General features: G+C 60.7%; 15 protein-coding genes and 1 tRNA gene. 8 read left to right on the forward strand and 8 right to left on the reverse strand.

The window, feature by feature from the left end; all coding sequences use genetic code 11:
• Window positions 1-1,312, reverse strand: a 1,312-nt coding sequence (locus tag PSV43_RS06270; RefSeq protein WP_300194685.1) for a 2-isopropylmalate synthase, incomplete at its 3' end; no start/stop codon positions are given.
• 331 nt (window positions 1,313-1,643) lie between these two features.
• On the opposite strand from PSV43_RS06270, the gene hisA reads away from it, so the two are divergent.
• Window positions 1,644-2,432, forward strand: coding sequence for a phosphoribosylformimino-5-aminoimidazole carboxamide ribotide isomerase (gene hisA, locus PSV43_RS06275; protein ID WP_300194686.1), 789 nt, complete (start codon window positions 1,644-1,646; stop codon window positions 2,430-2,432).
• A gap of 126 nt (window positions 2,433-2,558) precedes the next feature.
• Here hisA and PSV43_RS06280 read toward each other — a convergent pair whose 3' ends face one another.
• Window positions 2,559-3,488 carry a family 10 glycosylhydrolase gene (locus tag PSV43_RS06280; protein ID WP_300194687.1) on the reverse strand — a complete coding sequence of 310 codons (930 nt, stop codon included), beginning with the start codon at window positions 3,486-3,488 and terminating at the stop codon, window positions 2,559-2,561.
• Window positions 3,489-3,891: 403 nt separating this feature from the next.
• Here PSV43_RS06280 and PSV43_RS06285 point away from each other — a divergent pair, with 403 nt between their 5' ends.
• A complete protein-coding gene (locus PSV43_RS06285) occupies window positions 3,892-4,695 on the forward strand; it encodes a fumarylacetoacetate hydrolase family protein (protein ID WP_300194688.1) in 804 nt (267 codons plus the stop codon).
• Between the two features lie 205 nt (window positions 4,696-4,900).
• Window positions 4,901-5,998, forward strand: coding sequence for a crosslink repair DNA glycosylase YcaQ family protein (locus PSV43_RS06290; protein ID WP_300194689.1), 1,098 nt, complete (start codon window positions 4,901-4,903; stop codon window positions 5,996-5,998).
• Window positions 5,999-6,317: 319 nt separating this feature from the next.
• Here PSV43_RS06290 and PSV43_RS06295 read toward each other — a convergent pair whose 3' ends face one another.
• The 3 genes from PSV43_RS06295 to PSV43_RS06305 all read right to left on the reverse strand — a co-directional run bounded on the left by PSV43_RS06295 (window position 6,318) and on the right by PSV43_RS06305 (window position 11,839).
• Window positions 6,318-6,941 (reverse strand): LON peptidase substrate-binding domain-containing protein, encoded by a 624-nt coding sequence (locus tag PSV43_RS06295; RefSeq protein WP_300194690.1) that lies wholly within the window; start codon window positions 6,939-6,941, stop codon window positions 6,318-6,320.
• Between the two features lie 173 nt (window positions 6,942-7,114).
• Window positions 7,115-8,590 carry a hypothetical protein gene (locus PSV43_RS06300; RefSeq protein ID WP_300194691.1) on the reverse strand — a complete coding sequence of 492 codons (1,476 nt, stop codon included), beginning with the start codon at window positions 8,588-8,590 and terminating at the stop codon, window positions 7,115-7,117.
• Between the two features lie 120 nt (window positions 8,591-8,710).
• On the reverse strand, window positions 8,711-11,839 hold the full coding sequence (locus PSV43_RS06305; protein ID WP_300194692.1) for a PVC-type heme-binding CxxCH protein: 3,129 nt from the start codon (window positions 11,837-11,839) through the stop codon (window positions 8,711-8,713).
• 240 nt (window positions 11,840-12,079) lie between these two features.
• On the opposite strand from PSV43_RS06305, the gene PSV43_RS06310 reads away from it, so the two are divergent.
• The 5 genes from PSV43_RS06310 (at window position 12,080) to PSV43_RS06330 (ending at window position 19,388) form a co-directional block, all read left to right on the forward strand.
• Window positions 12,080-12,595: a hypothetical protein gene (locus PSV43_RS06310; protein ID WP_300194693.1), complete on the forward strand. Its 516-nt coding sequence runs from the start codon at window positions 12,080-12,082 to the stop codon at window positions 12,593-12,595.
• A gap of 295 nt (window positions 12,596-12,890) precedes the next feature.
• A complete protein-coding gene (locus PSV43_RS06315; RefSeq protein WP_300194694.1) occupies window positions 12,891-13,655 on the forward strand; it encodes an IclR family transcriptional regulator in 765 nt (254 codons plus the stop codon).
• Window positions 13,652-16,579 carry a PSD1 and planctomycete cytochrome C domain-containing protein gene (locus tag PSV43_RS06320; RefSeq protein WP_300194695.1) on the forward strand — a complete coding sequence of 976 codons (2,928 nt, stop codon included), beginning with the start codon at window positions 13,652-13,654 and terminating at the stop codon, window positions 16,577-16,579. Before PSV43_RS06315 ends, PSV43_RS06320 begins: the two co-directional genes overlap by 4 nt.
• 14 nt (window positions 16,580-16,593) lie before the next feature.
• Complete coding sequence (locus PSV43_RS06325) at window positions 16,594-17,931, forward strand: SGNH/GDSL hydrolase family protein (RefSeq protein WP_300194696.1); 1,338 nt, start codon at window positions 16,594-16,596, stop codon at window positions 17,929-17,931.
• A 20-nt stretch (window positions 17,932-17,951) separates the two neighbouring features.
• Window positions 17,952-19,388, forward strand: coding sequence for a DUF1501 domain-containing protein (locus PSV43_RS06330; RefSeq protein ID WP_300194697.1), 1,437 nt, complete (start codon window positions 17,952-17,954; stop codon window positions 19,386-19,388).
• A gap of 72 nt (window positions 19,389-19,460) precedes the next feature.
• Here the strand turns inward: PSV43_RS06330 and PSV43_RS06335 are convergent, their stop codons facing one another.
• The 3 genes from PSV43_RS06335 to PSV43_RS06345 all read right to left on the reverse strand — a co-directional run bounded on the left by PSV43_RS06335 (window position 19,461) and on the right by PSV43_RS06345 (window position 21,372).
• Window positions 19,461-20,273, reverse strand: coding sequence for an SOS response-associated peptidase (locus PSV43_RS06335; RefSeq protein WP_300194698.1), 813 nt, complete (start codon window positions 20,271-20,273; stop codon window positions 19,461-19,463).
• 49 nt (window positions 20,274-20,322) lie between these two features.
• A tRNA-Arg gene (locus PSV43_RS06340) sits at window positions 20,323-20,397 on the reverse strand.
• A 75-nt stretch (window positions 20,398-20,472) separates the two neighbouring features.
• The gene (locus PSV43_RS06345) at window positions 20,473-21,372 is read right to left on the reverse strand and encodes a sterol desaturase family protein (RefSeq protein WP_300194699.1); all 900 of its coding nucleotides are present in this window, start codon (window positions 21,370-21,372) and stop codon (window positions 20,473-20,475) included.
• Window positions 21,373-21,383 lie beyond the last annotated feature (11 nt).

Genomic DNA, 21,383 nt, shown 5'->3' on the forward strand with positions numbered 1-21,383 from the left:
TGTACTCCTGCCAGAACATGCCTTTCAATTCGGCGGCGGTGACTTCGCGGCCCAGTTTGTCCACCAAATCGTTGGCGATGGGGCCGAAGTCGCGCTGCATGTCTTTGGGCAGTTCGATGCCGAATTCGCTTTCCAGCAGGTAGGCGACGCCGCCCTTGCCGCTCTGCGAATTCACGCGAATGACTTCGCGGTATTCGCGGCCGATGTCGTTGGGATCGATGGTGAGGTAAGGCACGTCCCACATGGTCTTGTGCTCTTCGTAGCCGGTGAGTCCCTTCTTGATCGCATCCTGATGGCTACCGCTGAAGGCGGTGAAGACGAGCTCGCCGCTGTAAGGATGGCGCGGCGCGACGGTCATACCGGTGGTGCGTTCATACATGTGGATGAGGCCGCTCATGTCGCTGAAGTCCAGGCCGGGCGCGATGCCGTGCATGTAGAGATTCATGGCGACTTGCACGACGTCCAGATTGCCAGTGCGCTCGCCATTGCCAAACAGGGTGCCTTCCACGCGGTCGGCTCCTGCAAGCAGGCCCATCTCGGTAGCGGCGGTGCCGGTGCCACGGTCGTTGTGGGTGTGCAGGCTGATGATCAGGCTGTCGCGGTTTTTGATGTTCGTGCAGATCCATTCGATCTGGTCGGCATACACGTTGGGCATGGCCACCTCGACGGTGTCGGGCAGGTTAAGGATCATCTTGTTCTCCGGCGTCGGCTGCCACACGTCCATGACGGCTTCGCTGATCTCCTTGGCGAATTCGACTTCGGTGGCGCTGAAGCTTTCGGGTGAGTACTGCAAGGTCACCTGCGTGCCACCTTCCGTGAGACGGTGGAGGCGGTCCTTGATCATCTGCGCGCCTTTGACGGCCACGGCGATGATCTCTTCCTTGGTCTTGCCAAACACGTATTTCCGCTGCGCAGGAGACGTGGAATTGTACATGTGGATGACGACCTTCTTGGCACCCAAAAGCGACTCGACGGTCTTCTCGATCAAATCCTCACGCGCCTGCACCAGGCACTGGATCGTCACATCGTCAGGGATGCGGTTCTCCTCGATGAGGCGGCGGTTGAAGCTGAACTCGGTGTTGGAGGCAGAGGGGAAGCCGACCTCGATTTCCTTGAAGCCGCATTTCACCAGAGCATCGAACATTTCGAGCTTCTGGGAGACATTCATCGGCACGGCGAGCGCCTGATTGCCGTCGCGCAGATCGACGCTGCACCACATGGGTGCGTGGGTCAGATGGCGTGAGGGCCATTGACGATTGGGGATGCTGATCAGCGGGAAGGGCTGATACTTGGAAGAAGGGTCTTTTAACATGACGAGACAAATGGGGACAGGATTAACAAGATTTCAGAATGGCACAGGATTTTCCTGATCTGAGAAACTGCCGTGACGTGACGGCAAGGGGCATGACGAGGAAACACGGGCCGCCTACCCTTGCGTAAGTCGCAGGGAGAGGAGAAGGAGAGCCGTGGCGGTGGTGGTCATGGACAGTTGGAAGAAAGCAGAGATGGGGTGACTAGTCAAGAGAGTCAAGGCTTCGCCGTCATGGTGGTCAAGATTGTGAAGAAGGTGGTCGCATGGCGATTTGACGACACTTGACCTCTTGACTGCGCAGCCCTTGACCTCTTGACTGCTCACCCTCCCTATGACCCAATTCCGCCCCTGCATTGATCTCCACGATGGCCGCGTAAAGCAGATTGTCGGCTCTTCGTTGCGTGATGATGGGACGGGACTGAAGACGAACTTTGTGAGCGATCGAGATGCAGCGTGGTATGGCGAGCTGTATCGGCGCGATGGGCTGACGGGCGGGCATGTGATCCTGCTGGGGAAGGGGAACGAGGACGCGGCGAAGGCGGCGACGGGGGCATTTCCGGGTGGCTTGCAGGTCGGGGGCGGGATTCGCTCGTGCAATGCGGCGGAGTATCTGGAGGCCGGAGCCAGCCATGTGATCGTGACAAGCTACCTGTTTGAAACGGATGGCACTTTCAATCAGACACGGCTCGATAAGATGGTGGCTGCGGCGGGCAAGGAGCGGCTGGTGATTGATCTGAGCTGCAAGGCGACGGCGACGGGCTGGACGGTGGCGATGAACCGCTGGCAAACGCTGACGACGCTGGATGTGACGCCGGAGTCGCTGCGCTTTCTTGCGGGACATTGTGCGGAGTTTTTGATCCATGCCGTGGATGTGGAGGGGAAGTGCGAGGGGATTGATGAGGCGCTGGTGAGTTTTCTCGGCGAGCACTCGCCGCTGCCGATGACCTATGCAGGTGGCATCCGGCACTTGGATGATTTGAAGCGTATTGATGAACTGAGCCATGGCCGTGTGGATGGCACGGTGGGTAGTGCGCTGGATTTGTTTGGCGGCACGGGGGCGAAGTATGCGGAGCTGGTGGCGTGGAACGGGCGCAGAAGTAGCGCCATCGATTCAGCCTAGTTCTACATTGTTAAGCGTCTTGGGCGAGGCGGAGCAGTCCTTGTTCCACAGGAACAAGGCTACTTTGCTGCGCTGAGACGTCAGCCGAAAGCAACCTGCCTGACGATCAAGTCTAACAATGTAGAACTAGTATCCCTTCATCATTTCTTTCCGCCCATCATTGAAAAGCTGGAGGCCTTGGGCACCGGCGGCGCGGATTTTCTTGGCGCGTTCTTCGTAGTGTTCGCGGGTGAGGAGGGTGTGGGGAATGGGCTTCAGCTTGCCTTCGGCGATGAGTTTGTCTTCCTCGGCCGTGGTGTCGTGGCCTTTGACGGTGGCTTCTTCGCTAAAGTACACGGCGCAACCGCTGCCCTGAGCCATCTTCACAAATGGGGCGATGTCGAAGTCGTAGCCGCCGAGGCCATACTGACCGACGACGAGGTAGTCGAGCATGCCTTCCTTTAGCCAGGTTTGGATGTCGCAGCCCCAGGTGGGATACTTCTGCCAGTCGATGCGGACGGAGAGGCCGAGGTGCCTGCCTTTGCGTTTGCCGGCTTCATCCAAAAGCTTGCGGACGTCGCGGACAAAGAGGTTCATCATTTCATAGCGCAGCGGAACCCAGCGCGGATCATCCTGGGAAACAGTGCTGGCTTCCACGCCGTATTTCGCTTTGAAGGCATCGCTCATTGGCTTCTCGAAACCGAAGAAGGTGGGGTGCCGCTGGAAGTCGAGATTGATGCCGTCGATGTCCTGCTCGACCACTTCGCGCAGGATGCCGAGCTTGAACTCGCGCACTTCGGGGAAGGCGTAGGATTGATGCGCGCCCTCTTTGCCCTTGGCATCCAAAGTGCGGAGCTCGGGGTGCTGCCACCAGAAGGTGCTGTTGGCAAATTTCGGGAAGGTGCCGCCCCAGGTGTTCGCTGCGTAGTCGCCATTCATGCGGAGTGCGGCGTAGCAGGAGATGCCGGCCTCGTGACAGGCGGCGGTGACGATGGCGAGGGTGTTCTCTCCGGCATCGGCCATGCGCTGCACGGTGTCGTGCGCGAGCTTGTCTCCACGGCGGGGGAACTCCTTCATGCCTGTGCCGTAAAAGTTCCGTGACCTTGGAGGGATAATTGGTGCGGCTGCCCGCGACGACACACCACTCCAGCACGGCGATCTGCGTGTCTTTGTAGAAGTGCATCGACTTCTTCAAATCTTCCGCGCCTTTGTATCGGCCGCTGTAGAAAGAGCTAAAGCCGTCGTCATACGCGACAAGAGTCAGGTCGCCCCCGCGTGGCTTGGGCGGCTCGGCGGCAAGGAGCGTGGCGCTGAACAGGCAGAGGGCGGGAAGGAGGAAGCGGGGCATGGGAAATGAACGCAGTTGATGACGCATTCGTTGCGAATTGTGCGCCTGACGACGCTTCAATTAAGACGGGGACTCCCGTCCGCCAAGAAAACGGTTGAAGCAGCGGGAGTGCCCGCTTCACTTCATGCACACATGAAAATCATCCGCTACACCGACTCGCTGGGAAACATTGCGCATGCGGCATTGCAGGCGGATGGCACGGCGCTGCTCATCGAGGGAGACATCTTGGGTGAGCACCGCGTGACTGACCGCAAGGCGGAGGAGACCAAGCTGCTCGCGCCGGTGCAGCCGTTTGCGATTGTGTGCATCGGGCTGAACTACAAGAAGCATGCGGAAGAGACGAAGGCAGAGATCCCAAAGCATCCCGTGGTGTTCATGAAACTGCCGAATGTGGTGCAGCATCCAGGAGAGCCGATCCTGCTGCCGACTCATCTCAAGAGCGACAAGGTCGATTACGAAGCCGAACTGGCGGTGGTCATTGGCAAGAAGGCGAAGAATGTGAGCAAGGCGGATGCGTTGAATTATGTGCTGGGCTACACCTGCGCGAATGATGTGAGCGCGCGTGACTGGCAGAAGCACGGCGGTGGAGGTCAATGGTGCCGTGGCAAGTCGTTTGATACTTTCTGCCCGCTTGGCCCGGTGCTGGTGACAGCGGACGAGATCCCGAATCCGAACAGCCTTGCGATCAAGACGATGCTCAATGGAGAGACGATGCAGGAGTGGAACACGGACGACATGATCTTTGATGTGCCGACGCTGATCGAGTTTCTGAGCGGCAGCACCACGCTGATGCCTGGCACTGTGATCCTCACCGGCACGCCCCATGGCGTGGGCGCGGCGCGCACGCCTCCGGTGTTTATGAAGGATGGAGATACGGTGAGCGTGGAGATCGCGCAGATCGGGACGCTGACGAATCCGGTGCGGAATGAGGCGTGAGCAAAGTAGTTCAGAGCTTTAGCTCGCTCCGGGTCTGGGGACGCGGGGCCACACGAACACCTTCATTTCAGGCCATGGAATTTTTCGGCTGAGCTTTAAAAGCCATCTGGATACAGCACGACAGCGGGACCGATCATTTCTGCTTGGCGGGCAACATCATCGCAACGACTACTCAAACAACTGTTTCCCGTGTTTCAATTTTCCCATGCCCGCTGAACCGAGCCTCGACGATCTGCGTCGCTACGCGTTGGCGCGCACCCTGTTCACGCCGACCACGCTGCTGGGTGCCATCCAGCGCTTGGGTTTTGTGCAGGCGGACCCGATCCGCGCTCCGGCACGGGCGCAGGACCTTACTCTGCGCCACCGCGTCAAGGACTACCGCGTGGGCGATCTGGAGCGCCGGTATGAGAGTCTTGCAATCGACGAGGACTGCCTGATCAACTATGGTTTCCTTCCACGCGAGCACCTGGCGCTGATGCATCCGCGCCAAGCTGCCCGGCATTGGGATGCCGAGAACGAGCGCAAGGCCGCCGACATTCTGGCCTTCGTGCATGAGCGCGGCGCAGTCCATCCCCGCGAGGTCGAAGCGCACTTTGCCCACGGGCGCGTCAAGAATTACTGGGGCGGTTCGAGCAACGCCAGCACGCACCTGCTCGACGGCATGCACTATCGCGGCCTGTTGAGGGTGAGGCGGCGCGACAGCGGCACCCGCGTCTATGAGGCCGTGGCGCATCCACCCTTGGATGACAGCCCTGAGGGAGGCGCACGGCGTGCGGCCGCATTGATCGACCTGGTGGTGCGCAAGTATGCGCCCCTGCCTGCCGCCAGCCTGACCTACTTGGTACGGCTGCTCGGCTATGGCGCGCCGCATCTGGCGGCCCAGAAGCAGGCAGCACTTCGGCTGGCACGTGAGCAACTGGCCAGTTGTCGCCTCGACGGAACGATCTGGTACTGGCCCGCCGACGAGAAGCCGCGCTCGCGCCGCCATACAGTGGACGAACGGCTGCGCTTGCTCGCCCCCTTCGATCCCGTGGTCTGGGACCGTCGCCGCTTCGAGCTGCTGTGGGGGTGGAGGTACAAGTTCGAGGCCTACACGCCGCCAGCAAAGCGTCAGTTCGGCTACTACGCGCTACCGATGCTCTGGCGCGGGCATGTCATCGGCTGGGCCAACGTATCCGCACGGGAGGGTCGGCTGGAGTCGGTCTTTGGCTATGCGGCGGGATCGGCACCGGGCGGCGCGGCGTTCCGAAGCGCGCTGGACGAAGAGCTGCAGCGCATGGAGCAGTTCTTTGCCGCACGCTGATCCAATCTAGGGCGGCGAGCGTGATTCTCACTCTTCCCGCCAAAGTACTCGCGAGCTTTGGCCCGCTCCGGGCGTGGGAAAGATGGGCCACATGGACACCCTCATTTTGGCCAAGGATTTTGTTGGCAGAGGATGCAGAATCCGGAAGTCCGGAATTCTGAGGTCTGGTTTCAGATTTTTGCCATTCCTTTGATCTCCATTCCCTTGCCATAAAACAACTGCTCCGCCTGCCCCTGGCAAAGCACGGATGAACTTGAGTTTGCGCTGGGAGAGGGGCGTTGCGTTTGCCAGAACGAGCTAAAGCTCATGAGTACTTTTTTCAGCAGTCCTGCGCTTTTTCCAGTTCGCTGATGAGCATTTCGTAGCGGCGCTGGGGGCAGCATTCTTCGAGGAGGGCGCGGAGGGCGGCTTTTTTCCGCACGAAGTGAAAGGCGATGATGTCGCAGACGGCTTCGGCTTCGTCCATTTCTTCAAGTTCCTGCCGCATTTGATGCATGCTGGCGCAACTGTCATCGGTGGGCGCTGGCAGCAACTCAAGCGCGCGTGATTTCAAAAGGCGCAAGGCTTTAGTGGGCGCATGCTGGGTGAGCACGGGCTCCACACGGGCGATGCGGAAGGGCTTCACCTGATCCCAACCGGTGATGCGTACGCGGCAGACGCCGTAGAGCATGACCTGTGAGGTGCCGTCGGGATTTTTGACCGAGGCACGGATGAGCCCCGCCGTGGTGACTGGCAGCACGTCATTACCGCCGTCGGAAACGCCGACGCAGAACATGCGGTCAGTTTGCAGCGCGTGGTCCAGCATGCGGCGGTAGCGGTCTTCAAAGATGAAGAGCGGCAGATGGCAGCCGGGGAAGTGGTAGCAGTCGTCCAGCACTATTACCGGCAGGCTTTGAGGGAGCATAAAGCCTTTGGCCGAGAATGTTTTTGAGGAGATGTCCATGAGTCAGGTGACACGGGGGATACGTGCCCATGCGTCCGATGGTTCCTTGTTTCCTGCGCAACGCCAATGAATCGTTCGGAAGGACAAAGTACTTACGAACTTTAGCGCGTTCTGGGAGGTGCGCTGCGCTCCAGAATCCGGAGCGAGCTAAAGCTCACGAGTACATTCCTAAATCATTCAAAGCGGAAGGAGAACACGTCGGCATCCTTGAGAACCCAGCGCAGACGCACGGGCTTGCCGGCCAGAGCGGAGACATCGCTGCCGGCCTTCCAGGCGATGACGCGGTCGATGTCGTCGTAGGAGATCGCCTTGCAGTCGTCCAAGGTGAAGCCGGGCAGGGGCTTGCCGTCGGCGTCTTGAATTTCGACTGCCACAGAGCCAGCGGCACCGGTGGACAGATTCAGGTGCAGCGCCTTCCCGGTGAAGGTGAAGGGCTGGGTGGTCATCTCACCGCCTGCGTAGTCGGCGTGCAGCGAGGCGAAGCCGTCGAGGCGCAGGGTGTAGCGCTGCAGCAGCGCGGTGGACTGGCCGTAGTGGCGCTCCACGTAGAGGGACATCTCCGACTTGCCGGTTTGTACCACACCGCAGGCAGGGTAGTTGCTGCGGCTGGTCCAGTTGCGGAAGTGCAGGCCGGGACGCACGAAGCCTTCCATGAAGGTGCGGTTGTAGGCGGTTGTGCCGGCGCGGCTGGTCATCAGCACGGCTTCGGAGGTATCCTGAATCAGGGCAGGGTAGGCCTTGGTGTCTTCGGCGAGGTATTTCTTCGCCTGCTCATCCAGCACGTCCGTCTTGGGCATGAAGCGGGCAGCGGTGGAGATGTAGAGGTGCGGGGCGTTGAAGTACGGATTCGTCTGGCTGATGTAAATGTGATCCACCAGCGGCTGATCGCTGGTCATTTGTATGGCGTCGGTCCAGGTGAGGAAATCTTTGCTGGTGGCGCGGCTGACCCAGCGCACGCCTTTGGGCTTCCAGGTCTTTTCATCAATGCCGCCGCCGGTGAAGACGCGGAAGTAGGCGACGTAGCACTGCTCCGCTTCGGACCAGAAAGAGACGTTCTGTGAGTCAAACGCGCCTTTGGTGATCACCGCCGCGTCCTGCATTTTTTGCCAATGCAGCCCATCCGCCGAGACGAAGGCGCTGAGACCACCGTACTTGCCGCCGAGACCTGCGAGGGCCTTGTAGCGCTGCTCTTTGGGCACACCGGGACGGCGGTCGATGAATGGGGCGAAGTTGTGCGTGTAGGGTGCCAGATTGGCCAGCATGACGTTGTTGTCCTTGCTGCCGTTGATCTCGTGCAGGCCCAGCTTGGGCTTTACCCAATTTTTGCCATCGGCAGATTCGGCGTAGCAGGTGACTTCGCCGCTGGTGCCGTCTTTAAAGCCCGCATTGCCACGGTAGTACATCTGGAATTTCTTCGCCTCGTCATTGTGGATAACGGTGATGTACGCGCTGAAGCGGCCCTCCCAAGGCTGGTCAAATTTCACCGCGATGCCCGCCTCTTCGGGAGGGTGCAGTCGCAGCGTGGTGCCCTGCATCTGGTCGATAAGCAGCTTGTCCACGAAAAGCTCACGACGAGAGCCGATGGCGGTGACTTCAGCGGACGCGATGCCGGTGAAGAGGGCAAGGAAGGGCAGGAGAGAGCGGAGCATGCTTTCTCATACAGGCGGCGGTGTGGGGATGTTGCAGGGTAACAAAGTACTTATGAGCTTTAGCTCATTCTGGGAGGTACGGAACTTTCCAGAACGAAGTAAAGTTCTAAACTACTTTCCTCAGAGGCTCTTCAAATACGCTACGATGTCGCTGATGGCCTGCGGGGTGAGGCCGAGTTGCTGGGGCTGGTACATGAGGGAGCGGGTCATCTTCGTGATGCTGACGATGCGCTCTTTCGGCACGGTCTGCACGAGGCCGCCCATGCACTTGATCATGACGGGATCGCCGCTGGAAAGGATCATGCCGCTGATGGTGAGGCCGTCCTTCGTTTTGATCTCGCTGCCTTCAAAGCCATGGGAGATGTCGGCGGAGGGATGGGCGATGGCTTGAGCAATGACCTCGGTGGGCTGCTGCTTGCCGAAGGTGCTGAGGTCGGGGCCATATTCGACGCCCATGTTGCCGACCTTGTGGCAGGTAAAGCACACGGCGATGGCGGCCTGACCGCGTTTGGCATCGCCGGGGAGCTGGGCGATCTCCGCACCTGTGGGGAGCTTCGGCGCGTCTTTGATTTCAGGGGGCATCTCAATGGCGATGAGTTTCACCTTGGCTGGATCATACAGGCCGAGCGCTTTCATGCCGCCTTCCACATCGTAGGACTGCCAGTCGTTGCCTTTGCGATTGAGCAGCCACCACTTGGCGAGTTCCTTCATGGGAAAGTCCTTGGTGTTGGCGAGTTCGATCATCGCGCCTGCAGCTTCGCGGCTTTTCACAAAGGCGAGTCCGGTGAGCATGAGCTTGCGCTGCTCTTCGGTGAGTGCGGTATCGAGGGCACGGGTCTTGAAGGCCTCCACCGCAGCGGCGGGGTGCAGACGCCAGGCAATCCATGCCTGGGCCTCGGTCCATGCGGCAGGCTTGTCCTTGATGACGGCGGCATAGAGTTCGGCTTCCTTGCCTTCAGCACCAAGGCCGAGGGCTTCGAGGTAGGCGCGGTCTTTGCCATCAAACTGCTCAGCGAGTTTCACCAGCAGCGGCAGGCTTTGAGCAGCGGGAACTTCACGCAAAGAAAGAGCGACTTCGCGGCGCACGGCAGCGGAGGAATCGGCGGCCATTTTTGCGACCAAGCTTGGCCTATCATTCATATAGAAACGAATCAGAATGAAACTACGCAGCGCGCGATAAGCCACCACTCGCTGCTCTTCGTCTTTGGAATCCAGCCAGGGCTTCACCTGCTCCACGCCTTCTAGACCCATCTGCGCGAGCAGCCATGCAGCACGCGCGGCGATGTAGGCGCTGTCGTCTTTGAGCAAGGCGGCGACGGCAGGCACGGCTTTTGCGCCCTGGGCTTTGAGTGCGGTGAATCCATTGTAGCGCACGTTTGGCGCAGGGCTTTTCAGCGCGGCGATCTGGCCTTCCGTGGTGTCGAGCTTGAGCGCAGGAACATTGGAAGCAAAACCCTTCGGTGCGATGCGGTAGATCGTGCCGGTGTAGCGATCATCCAGCGTGCCGTGGCCACCCACGCGGGCGTCGAACCAATCAGCCACGTAGATCGCGCCATCGGGACCGACGGTGACATCGCTGGGGCGGAAGCGGGTTTTGAGTTCACCCGTGGGCTTGCCGCCGAGGAAGTCGGAACCGGCGAATTCCTTCTCCTTGTTGGAGGTGAGGAAATCAAAGCGCTCCATTTTCCAGCCTGCGCCATCGAGCTTGGGCAGATAGCCGAAGACGACGTTCTTGCCAGCTTCACAAGCGAGGAGGAGGCCGTTCCATTTGGCATCCAGAGCGCCGTTTTCATAGAAGGCCACGCCGGTGGGAGAGCCGCCGCCATAGACATCGCCAGCGGGCATGGTGCCGGGATCTTCCTGCCGCCACTCGGCAGTGGGGGTATCCTGTCCGGGGCGTTTGTCGGCACCCCAGGAACGCAGGCCGTCAGCGGAGGCAAAGCCCGCATTGCCGCCTTCCATCACGGGGGAGACGCGGCAGGCGGGCGGGTCGTCGTTGTCGCTTTGGAAGATGTCACCGAATGAGGTGATGGTCTGCTCGTAGCTGTTGCGGTAGTTGTGGCCGATGATGGTGACGTTGCTGCCGTCCGGGTTCATGCGGGCGGTGAAGCCGCCGATCCACACATGGCCGTCGTCGCTCTTCTGTCCGGCGATGTCCTGCATCATGTAGGGACTGCCCATGCGGAAGGTCTTGCCAGAGTGGTCGGTGAATTTCGCGCCGGTGTTGCCTTGATTCCAATACCACTGGCCATCGGGTCCGGCGGTGACGCTGTGCAGGCTGTGGTCGTGCTGGCGGCCGCCGAAGCCGGTGAGCAGCACGTCGCGCTTGTCCACGGTGGGATCAAATTTGCCGTCGCCATTCACGTCGGTGTAAACGAGCAGATCGGGGGGCTGGGAGACGACGATCTTGTTGCCGAGAACGGCGACACCCAGAGGCGCCGCGAGGGCGGATTCCTGGACAAACACGGTACTTTTATCCGCGCGGCCTGAGCCGGTGGTGTCTTCGAGCACGACGACGCGGTCGCCCTCCGGCCTGCGGCTGCCTTTGCTGCGGTAGTTCACGCCTTCCGCCACCCAGAGACGGCCCTGGGCATCGAAGTCGATGTTGGTGGGATTGAACAAGGCGGGCGAGCTGGCCCAGACGGTCACTTCGAGACCTTCGGGGACGTTGAACATATCCGCAGGCACCGTGGTCTTGCCGTCGTCCACGATGGGAGGCGCAGGCTTGGGCGCATTGGGAGGTGTTTCGGTATAGACCTGAAATTTGACCGAGGCATTGCTGGCCTTGCCGCCGCGCTCCATGCCGCCGTCGTCAATGGCCGCCTGTGCGGTGAAGCCCACCACGTCCTTCGGTAGATCATAGACGATCACTGAGCGTGCATGCGTGCCGATACCCTTGGCATAGGTCTTGCCTCCCACCAGCAGGGAACCGCCCATGGCTGATTTCCCAACGCGTGTACCGCCCGTGCCTTGGCTGGCGGCTTTCCATGGCAGTTGGGTCAGATCCTTGGTAGAGCCGTCGGCCATGATGAGCTTGGGCTCCAGCCAGTCCGCCCAGTCACAGCTGATTCCATCCTCATCCGAGACGACGAGGTACAATTCCTTCGCGCCTTTGAGTGAGGCGTCCACCTTGACCAAGCGCGCGGTGCTTGCGGTGGTGAGCTTCGGGCTTTCGAAGACAGGGCTGGCAGCGACAGCGCATGAGGCGGAAGCGAGCAGCGCGAGGAGGATCAGGTGGCGGGGCGTCATGGGTGAGAAAGTAGTCGTGAGCTTTAGCTCGTTCTGTACGAAGTCGTCCAGAGCTTTCGCTCATCCTTCGCAGTCGAGTGCCACAAACCGGATCAGCTGGTTTTGGGAAGGAAGTGAGCTTCCAGAGAGAGCTAAAGCTCTCGAGTACTTTTCCAGAGCGAGTTGAAGCTCTGGACTACTTTGCCGAATCTCTCAACGACTTTGGCTTGTGGCGCGGAAAACATTCTCCACATTCAGAGCATGAAATCCCTCCTGCTTTTTCTGACCGCTGCAATGCTTTCATCCTGCCAGACCACCTCCGAGGAGTACCACGTGGGAAGCGTGGCCGAAGCGAAAGCGTTTGCGCGGAGAGCGGTGGAGGTGGGCTACATTCACGCGGGAGGAGAGACGGCGCTGGTCGCGGAGAAGTCCGTGGGCAGGCCGCTGGAGGGCAAGTGGAGCCCGCAAAAAGTCGATGCCTTTCTGAATCAGTATGCGGCGGAACATCCACGCCTGATGGAGATCAACAAGGCGGCCACCACAGGGAAGATCAATGAAAAGGAGCGCGTGATTCTGGTGAACGTGCTGCGCGGTCAGGAGGAACGGCTGGCCGAAGCCCAAAATGCCGAGGCGCAGGTTGCGGCGGACAATCTCAATCAATCGGCCGCCATGTTGAACCAGACCTCATCCTACCGTCAGAATTCGGCGCTCATGCAGTCCACGCCCCAGTCCGGGTACTCCGGCTATGGGACGGGATTTGGCGGCAGAAGTTTCTGAGGATTTCTAGCGCGAAGAGCTGTTGTGCTGCCCTTGGCCCAGGAGGGCACGAGGCCTAAACGCATGCGCTCCATGCCGACCTCATCGGCCTCCATGGTCAGCACGTCCGCGTCATCCGTGGAGCGGATGTTGTGGATCACCTGCGCCTCTGACTTCTTGCCGCCCCAAAGCGCTTCTGCCTCACGTTTTCGGCGGTCGATTTGAAGTTGTTGCAAGAAAACCCGCAGTCTCAGGTATATCCTGCGTGAAGCAGTCGGAACACGTTCCATATATGGCACAGCGCCATTCCAAAAAAATGCCTGAACCGGTTGTCGAAGCACCGGCGCTGGATCGTGGGCTGGCGGTCTTGGAGGCGCTGGATGCACAACCTGCGGGCATGACGCTGACTGAGATCAGCACGGCCATCGGCGGACCGAAGAACTCCACTTCGCGCCTGATTTCAACGCTCATCGCACGGGAGTATGTGGTGCGGGATGATTCGACGATGTGCTTTCGGCTGACGGGAAAGCTGCTGCGACTGGGACAGCCGCAGGTGGCGGATGTGAGCCTGGTGGAGTGCTCGCTGGACGCGATGCGGGCGCTGCGGGATGCCGTGGGCGAGACGGTGCAGATCGGCATTCCGATTGGGGACGAGGGTGTCATCATCGAGAAGATCGAGAGCACGCAGGCGTTGCGCATCGGCGTGAACATCGGCTTGCGCTTCCCACTGCACAGCAATGCCCCCGGGAAGGTGCTGCTGGCTTTTCGCCATCCGAAGGAGCGCGAACGCACGATCAACCGGATCAAGCTGGAGCGGTTCACGGATCGGACGATCACGGACAAGGCGACGCTGCGTGCGGATTGTGAACGCGTGATGAAACAAGGCTATGCGACCGACTGGGGCGAGGCGGATGAGGGCATCCATTGCGTAGCAGCACCCATTCGGGACCGGCTCAATGCGCTCATGGCGACGCTCTGGGTATCAGGCATCGCCGGGCGGATGCCGAAGAGCACCTTCACAGCCGTGGCGGCCGAGGTGATGAAAGCGGCAGGCGAGATCGAAAGGAGGCTTCGTGCATGAAACGGACTCTCCCCGTTGTGATCCTCTTCGCGGCATCGTTAGCGCACGCGGATGATTTATTTACTTCCAAAATCGAGCCCCTGCTGAAGCAGCGATGCTACGAGTGTCATTCGCACGAGAAGAAGATGAAGGCCGGTCTGACGCTCGATTCGAGATCAGGCTGGGAGGAAGGTGGTGACTCGGGGCCGGCCATCGTCGTGGGAAAGCCGGAGGAGAGTTTGCTCATCAAAATGGTGCGCTGGTCGGATGATGATCATCAGATGCCGCCGAAGGAAAAGCTGTCGTCGGCGGAGATCGCATTGCTGGAAGCTTGGGTGAAGCAAGGTGCGCCCGATCCGCGCGTGATCGTGAAGACGCGGCCGAATGCCACCGACTGGTGGTCGCTGAAACCCCTGGTGAAACCGAAGCTGCCGGACGTCGCTGATGTGGGGCACCCTGTGGATCGCTTCATCCGGGCGCGGCTCGCGGAGCGGAAGCTCACTCCTTCACCCGCAGCGGATCGCCGCACGCTCATTCGCCGGGTGTTCTACGATCTGCACGGATTGCCGCCGTCACTCGCCGAGGTGGAGGCGTTTGAAAAGGACAGCGATACGCAGGCTTACGAGCACCTGGTAGATCGGCTGCTCGCGTCACCGCGCCATGGCGAGCGCTGGGCGCGGCACTGGCTGGATACGATCCACTTCGCTGAGACGCACGGGTGTGGCCACGATCTGCCACGGGATCATGCGTGGCGGTATCGTGACTATGTCATCGAATCGTTGAACAACGACAAGCCGTGGTCGCGGTTCGTGCGCGAACAGCTTGCCGCCGACCGCCTGTTCCCCGAAGAGCCGCGTCTCATCGCCGCGCTCGGGTTTCTCGGCGCGGGCGTGTTTGACCACAGTGCCTTTCAGACGGCACCGATGAACTTCGACTACCTCGACCGTGATGATTTGGTGACGCAGACGATGGCGGCCTTCACCAGCACCACGGCGAACTGTGCCCGCTGCCACGCCCATAAGTTTGATCCAATCACGCAGGACGACTACTACGCACTGCAAGCGGTCTTCGCAGGCATCATCGAGGGCGATATTCCATTTGATGAAGACACGAACGTCGCGCAGCAGCGGAAGCGCTGGCAGTCGCTGCTCATGGCGGCCGAGGCACAGGACAAGGCCGTGCTGCTCACTGCGGAAAATGGGGCGCTCGTCGCCGATTGGGAGAAGCATCAGGGGCCTGCGGTGAAATGGACCACGCTCGGATACGAGAGCTTCATCAGCACCGAGGGCGCGACGCTTTCGCACAGCGGCGAGGTCATCATTTCCAGCGGCGCAAAGCCGGAGAAAGATACGTATGTCATCACGGCCTCAGCACCGCTTGCGAGCATCACCGCACTGCGACTTGACGTCATTGCGGACAAGTCATTGCCCAAAGACGGTCCAGGCAGGCAGGACAACGGCAATCTCACGGTGAGTGAGTTTGAGGCGCAGGTCTTCGATGCCGGAGCAGCCGCCCCGGTGAAGCTGAAATTCTCGCGAGCGACCGCAGACTTCAATCAAGCGAGCTACGCGGCCCCTGCGGCGATTGATGGCAATCCGACCACGGGCTGGGGCATCCATCCGGCGGTGGGACAGTCGCATCACGCGGTGTTCGAGCTGGCTGCGGCGCTCACCTTAAAGGCAGGCGCGAAGCTCACCATCTCGCTGAAGCAGCTCGCCCCGCAGGCGCATCTCGTGGGTCGCTTCAAGCTCTCGGCAACCGATGAGCCGGCAGCGCGTGCTTCCGCGATGCCTGCGCTCGCTTCCGCCGCACTCACCACTCCTGCCGACAAGCGCAGCGAGCCGCAACGGCTCGCACTCGCCGCCCATGCCCTGCGCCTTCGCGCCCTTGATGAAATGCAAAAGATGCCCGCGCCAGCGTTTGTCTATGCCGCAGGCAGGAAGGCGGATGTGCTGCTCGCCGTCAGCAAAGGAACGCCGACGACGGTGGCCAAACCCAAGGTCGTGCATAAGTTGAAGCGCGGCGAGTTCGACAAGCCAATAGGTGACGCCGAAAGCGGCGCGCTGAGTGCGGTGACGGCGTTGCCCGCGCAATTCACCAAGGCTCACGTCGGTGATGAATCCGAGCGTCGTGCCGCGCTCGCAGATTGGATCGCCGATGAAAAGAACCCGCTGACCTGGCGCAGCATCGCAAACCGCGTGTGGCAATATCATTTCGGTCGCGGCATCTGCGATACGCCGAGCGATTTCGGACGCATGGGCGGCGTGCCCTCGCATCCCGAACTGCTCGACTGGCTCGCGTGCGAACTACGCGACAGCGGCGGCTCCTTGAAGCATCTGCATCGCCTCATCGTCACCAGTGCCGCGTATCGCCAGAGCAGCGAGCACCGCGAGGATGCGGCGAAGCTCGACAGCGACAACCGTCTGCTCTGGCGCATGAACCGCCTGCGCCTCGACGCCGACAGCTACCGCGACTTCGTCCTCGCTGCAGCAGACAGGCTCGACCTCATCGTCGGTGGCCCCAGTGAGCGGCAGTTCATCACCGGCCCGGCTGTGCAGCTCACGCCCACGCTCGACTATGCCGCCTACGACTGGTCCGCGCTGCCAAAGCATCGCCGCAGCATCTACCGCTTCGTGTGGCGCGGCGTGCCTGACCCTTTCATGGACACGCTCGACTTTCCCGACCTCGGCCTGCTCGCCCCGAGCCGCAGCTTCTCCGCGTCCTCGCTGCAATCCCTCGCGCTCTACAACAACAGCTTCGTCCTGCACTTCAGCGGCGAGCTTGGGAAACAATTCACCACACCCGCAAATGCCGTGCGCCGCATCCTGCTGCGTGATGCGACGGCGGATGAACTCCGCGACTTCACTGCGTATGCTCAGAAGAACGGCCTCGCCGCGCTCTGCCGCGTGCTCATCAACAGCAACGAGTTCCTGTTTGTGAATTAAATCCACCCGATCCCATGAATCCAACCCCATCCCGCCTTCCCATCCTGCGTTTGGCTATGGCAGCCTGCGCCATGGCAGCCCTCAGTACCACCGCCGTTGCCGATGATTCGGTTCTTTGGGATTTGTCGCAAAATGACATTGTGCCCGCGCTGCGGTCGGGAGACGCCGAGAAGGTGGACGGCGTGGTCAAGTTGCGGGATGGCGCGAGCTTCGCCGTGCCTGCGGAGGCATTTCCCGATCAAGCCAATTTCACCGTCCAGGTCACACTTTCACTCGATGCACTGGTGCAGGATGCGGTCTTCACCGCGATGCGAAAGCAGAGCGAGCAGGACGACGGCTTTTCCTTTTTCTTCAACTACCGCGACAACCCGTATTACGCACGACAGGTCAACTCCGTGGTGAACGGCATCTTGATGACCGGAGGCTCCCTGAACGGACGGAAGGAGCCGCAGATGAACACGCCCTACACCCTCACCATGGCGGTCCGCAAGGGACTGGCGACGTTCTACATCGACGACATTCCCTGCAAGACCTGCTTCATGAACCTCATCCCGAACGCCGAACCGATGTGGATTGGCCGCAACGGGAACCCGAAGGCCAAGACCATGCCCGTGACGATTCGCGGCGTGAAAGTGTTCGGCTCATCCTTCAACTATGTCTCGAAGCGCGAGTCCAAGCCGGAGTTCCCACGCGGCGCGGTCGCGGGCAAAGGCTGGGCGCTCGACGTTCCCAAACTTGACCATCCCGAATGGCCGAAAGTTCTCATTTACGGAGACTCCATCTCGATGGGCTACAGCGGCTCCTTCATCCCGGAGATGTTGAAGCAAAAGATTTATGTATTCCACTGCGTCCACTTCGTCGGCGGTGACGTGCCCGTGGAGGCCCTCACTGAGATGGCCGGGCGTTACAAGTTTGACGTGGTCATCTTCAACAACGGCCTCCACTCGCTGAGCTGGACGCCCGACAAGGTCTCCGACGACGTCGTTTTGGAGCGGATGCGCAAGCTGACACGCTGCTTCAAGCTGGGCGCACCCCAGGCAAAGATCTATTACCTCTTCACCACTCCCCACACCGCCGCCCGGCCTGCGCCGGACCAACCGGTCGCCAGTCTGGGAGACAAGAACGATGTCGTCATCCGGCTCAACACACTCTCCAGTCAGGTGATGAAAGAGGAAGGCATCGATATGATCGACAGCTATTCCCTCCTGGGTTCCCACCTTGAACTGGCGGCCGGCGACAATTATCACTGGCAAGGAGCGGCCTACCAGCTGCTCAGCCAGGAACTCGGCAAGCGGGTGATGTCCGCGCTGGAAGTGCCTGCCAACGCAACCAAAGGCAAAGCGCTTCGCTAAAGCCTCCACCCCGGCACCCCATGAGCCCCCCTCCGCTTCACGCCCGGCGCGACTTTCTCACTGGCATCAGCAGCGGATTCGCGGGAGTCGCGTTGTCGCAACTGCTCGCGCGCGATGCCTCCGCCAGCGTCCCGGTGCCGAGACCGGAATTCAATGGCGGCATTCATCATCCGGCAAAAGTGAAGCGCGTCATCCAGCTCTTCATGAATGGCGGAGCGAGCCCGATGGACCTCTGGGATTACAAACCGATGCTGACGAAACAGCACGGGCAGAAGCTCGGCTCCAAAGTGAAGGTCGAAGGCGCGACCGGCATGCAGGGACCGCTGATGAAGAGCCCGTTCGAGTTCAAGCAGCACGGTCAATGCGGACGCTGGGCGAGCAGCCTGTTTCCTGAGCAGGCGAAGCTTGTGGACGAAATGGCATTTCTCATGGCGATGCAGGGCCGCTCGAATGTGCATGGCCAGAGCGCCTACCTCATGAACAACGGCTTCCTTCTGCCCGGCTTCCCCTGCATGGGCGCATGGATTTCGTATGCGCTGGGAAATCTCACCGACAACCTTCCCACCTTCATCGTGCTGCCCGATGCTCGCGGCCTGCCTTACAACGGGCGCGGTTGTTTCACCTCAGGATTCCTGCCTGCGGTGCATCAGGGCACCGTGATCAAAGCAGGCGCGTCGCAACCCATTCCTGACCTCTTTGCCAGCGACAAGTTCGCATTCGCCACTCACCAGGCGGATGGCGACGGCCTCGCCTTGCTGAACCAGATGAACCACGCGCACGCCACGCAGCATCCGGGCGATTCGCGACTCGATGCCCGCGTCGCGGGCTACCAACTCGCCGCGAAGCTTCAGCTCAGCGCGCCAGAAGCCTTCGACGTCATGCGCGAACCCGAATCCGCACGCCGGGCCTACTGTCTCGACAGCGCAGACAAAGCCACCGCTGACTTCGGCAAGCGCTGCCTGCTCGCCACGCGTCTCATCGAGCGCGGCGTGCGTTTTGTCCAAGTCTGGAGCGGTCCCGAGGGCGCAACGAATAACTGGGACAACCACGGCAACATCCCCACACAACTCCCGCCCATGGCCGCGAGCATCGACAAGCCCATCGCCGCCCTGCTGCGCGATCTCCGCCAACGTGGCCTCGCCGAAGAAACCCTCGTCGTTTGGACCACCGAGTTCGGCCGCACGCCGTTCTCGCAAGGCTCGCTCGGACGCGATCACAACTGCGGCAGCTTCGTGAGCTGGCTCTGGGGTGCAGGCATCCAGCCCGGCACAGCCCACGGCGAGAGCGACGATTGGGGCTACCAGGCGATGCGCGACGTCACCACCGGCTACGACATGCACGCCACCATCCTTCACCTGCTCGGCATCGATCACGAAAACCTCACCCTGCGCACGAATGGTGTCGATCGTCGCCTCACCGATGTGCATGGGCATGTTGTGAAGGAAATTCTCTCTTGAAGCACCCATGCCTGCTTGCGCTTGTCAGGGTGGCACCTGGCCACGCGCGAGGATCTATCCCATAGGGGGGATTCAAGGGGCGAGACCCGGCAGCATGGGTTGGGGAGCATCTGCAGATGAGACAGGTGCGATGGGCTGATATGTTCCATGCTGTGGAACAGGTGCCGCTATCGGACGTATCACTTCGTCAGTCTTGTTGCGGGCCTGACTGGCAGCGGTGGAGACGCGATAAGCCTCCAAATGCTCGCTTTCATAGGGTTTGAGAAGACCCCGGATGTCCGCTACCGGCATGCCCGGTTGCATCCAGGCGAAAGCAGCTTCACCCTCCAAAATCAGCGGGCTGCGATCGTGGAACTTCGCCATGTAGCGCCCCGGCGGCGTGGTGACGATGCTCATGGAGGTGATGACACCGCCGCTCTCGACATCCTCCGGGCTGTGGCTTTCCCAGACATCCCAGATACCTGCCAGCAAGACCGGCGCATCGTCCGTGCGGTGGATGAAGTAGGGGCAGTTGCGATCCGGCCACTCATGCCAGCCGCGCACGGGTATGAGGCAGCGCTGGCGCAGGATGGGCCCCCGGTAGGAGGCCAGCTCAAAGATGCTCTCACAACGGGCATTGAAGGTGAGGCCAAACTTCTTCGCGACATCCTTCTTGCTGCCTTTGGCCCAGGCGGGCACGAGGCCAAAGCGCATGCGCTCCATGCCGATCTCATCAGCCTGCATGGTCAATACGTCCGCATAATCAGTGGGGCAGATGTTATGAATCACCTGCGCGTCGGCCTTCATGTCCTCGGCCTTTTTCTTTGGGCGGCATTCGATGCGCAGCTTCTTCCCCGCGAGAGAAAGCGCGGAAATTTTCGCGAACTGGTTCAGGCGGCCACACATGGGTGCAGGAATGCATACGACTGACGAAATTACCGGAACCGGCCCCAACTGGTGCGCCCGCCAGGAATCGAACCTGGATATGCGGCTTCGGAGACCACCATTCTATCCGTTGAACTACGAGCGCGTTGTTTGGGGGCGATGCTTCGCATGCACACCGGATTGCGGCAAGTCGTTTTCAGGGCGATGTGCCCTCCTTTTTTCACAGCAGCTCGTGCTTGTGGGTGCCTTCTTTGGCGGAGTTCTGAAACTTGTGCCAGCGAAAGGGCTCCACCACCTGGCCCCAAAAGGTCCTCGGCATGGCGGTTTTGATGCCGATCTTCACCGGCGGGCGGCGGTTGGTGTCGTCGTAGTAAGTGCCGAAGATGAGGTCCCAAATCATGAGATTCTCGCCGTAGTTTTTGTTGCCTTCGCGCAGGTCCATCGAGTGGTGCCAGCGGTGCAGGGCAGGGGTGTTGAAGATGTAATTGAGCCAGCCGAAGCGCATCTGGATGTTGGCGTGCGTGAGAAAGCCGATGTAGGCGGTGATGGCACCGAACCACAGCACCACGCTCTGGGGTGCACCGGCCAGCGCGAGCAGCGGGGCGGAGAAGATGGCGCTCTTGAGCGTGTCGATGATGTGGAAGCGGCCGGTGTTGAAGAACCACAGCTTTTTGGAGCTGTGATGCACCGCGTGGAACCACCACAGCGGCCCCCATTCATGGGCGATGCGGTGCGCCCAATACAGACCGAACTCGGCGATGACGAGCCCCAGCAACACCTGGAGAAACATGGGCCAGTGATTGGGCCAGTAGCCCGTGCCCATATCTCCGCCCACCACGGCGGCGAGTCCGAGCCAGGTGGCGGAAATGATGAGCAACTGCACGAAGGATTTGGTGAAGGCGGTATGCGCGAAATCCTGTGCCTCCTGCCCGTCTGAGTGCAGCCAGGCCTGCTCATGCGGAAACTTCCGCTCCAGGAAGTACAGCAGCGCCGCGAGGCTGAAGTAGGTGATGTTAAACGCCAGCGGCCCATGCCCGCTGGCAATGCCGATCCCGGTGGGGATGATGGCGGCGGTGATGATCAGGGGCCAGAGGAGGTATTCGAAAATCGTGCGGAACATGGGCAGCGTTT

Origin of the sequence: Prosthecobacter sp., from assembly GCF_029946185.1 — a bacterium.
Lineage (GTDB): Bacteria > Verrucomicrobiota > Verrucomicrobiia > Verrucomicrobiales > Verrucomicrobiaceae > Prosthecobacter.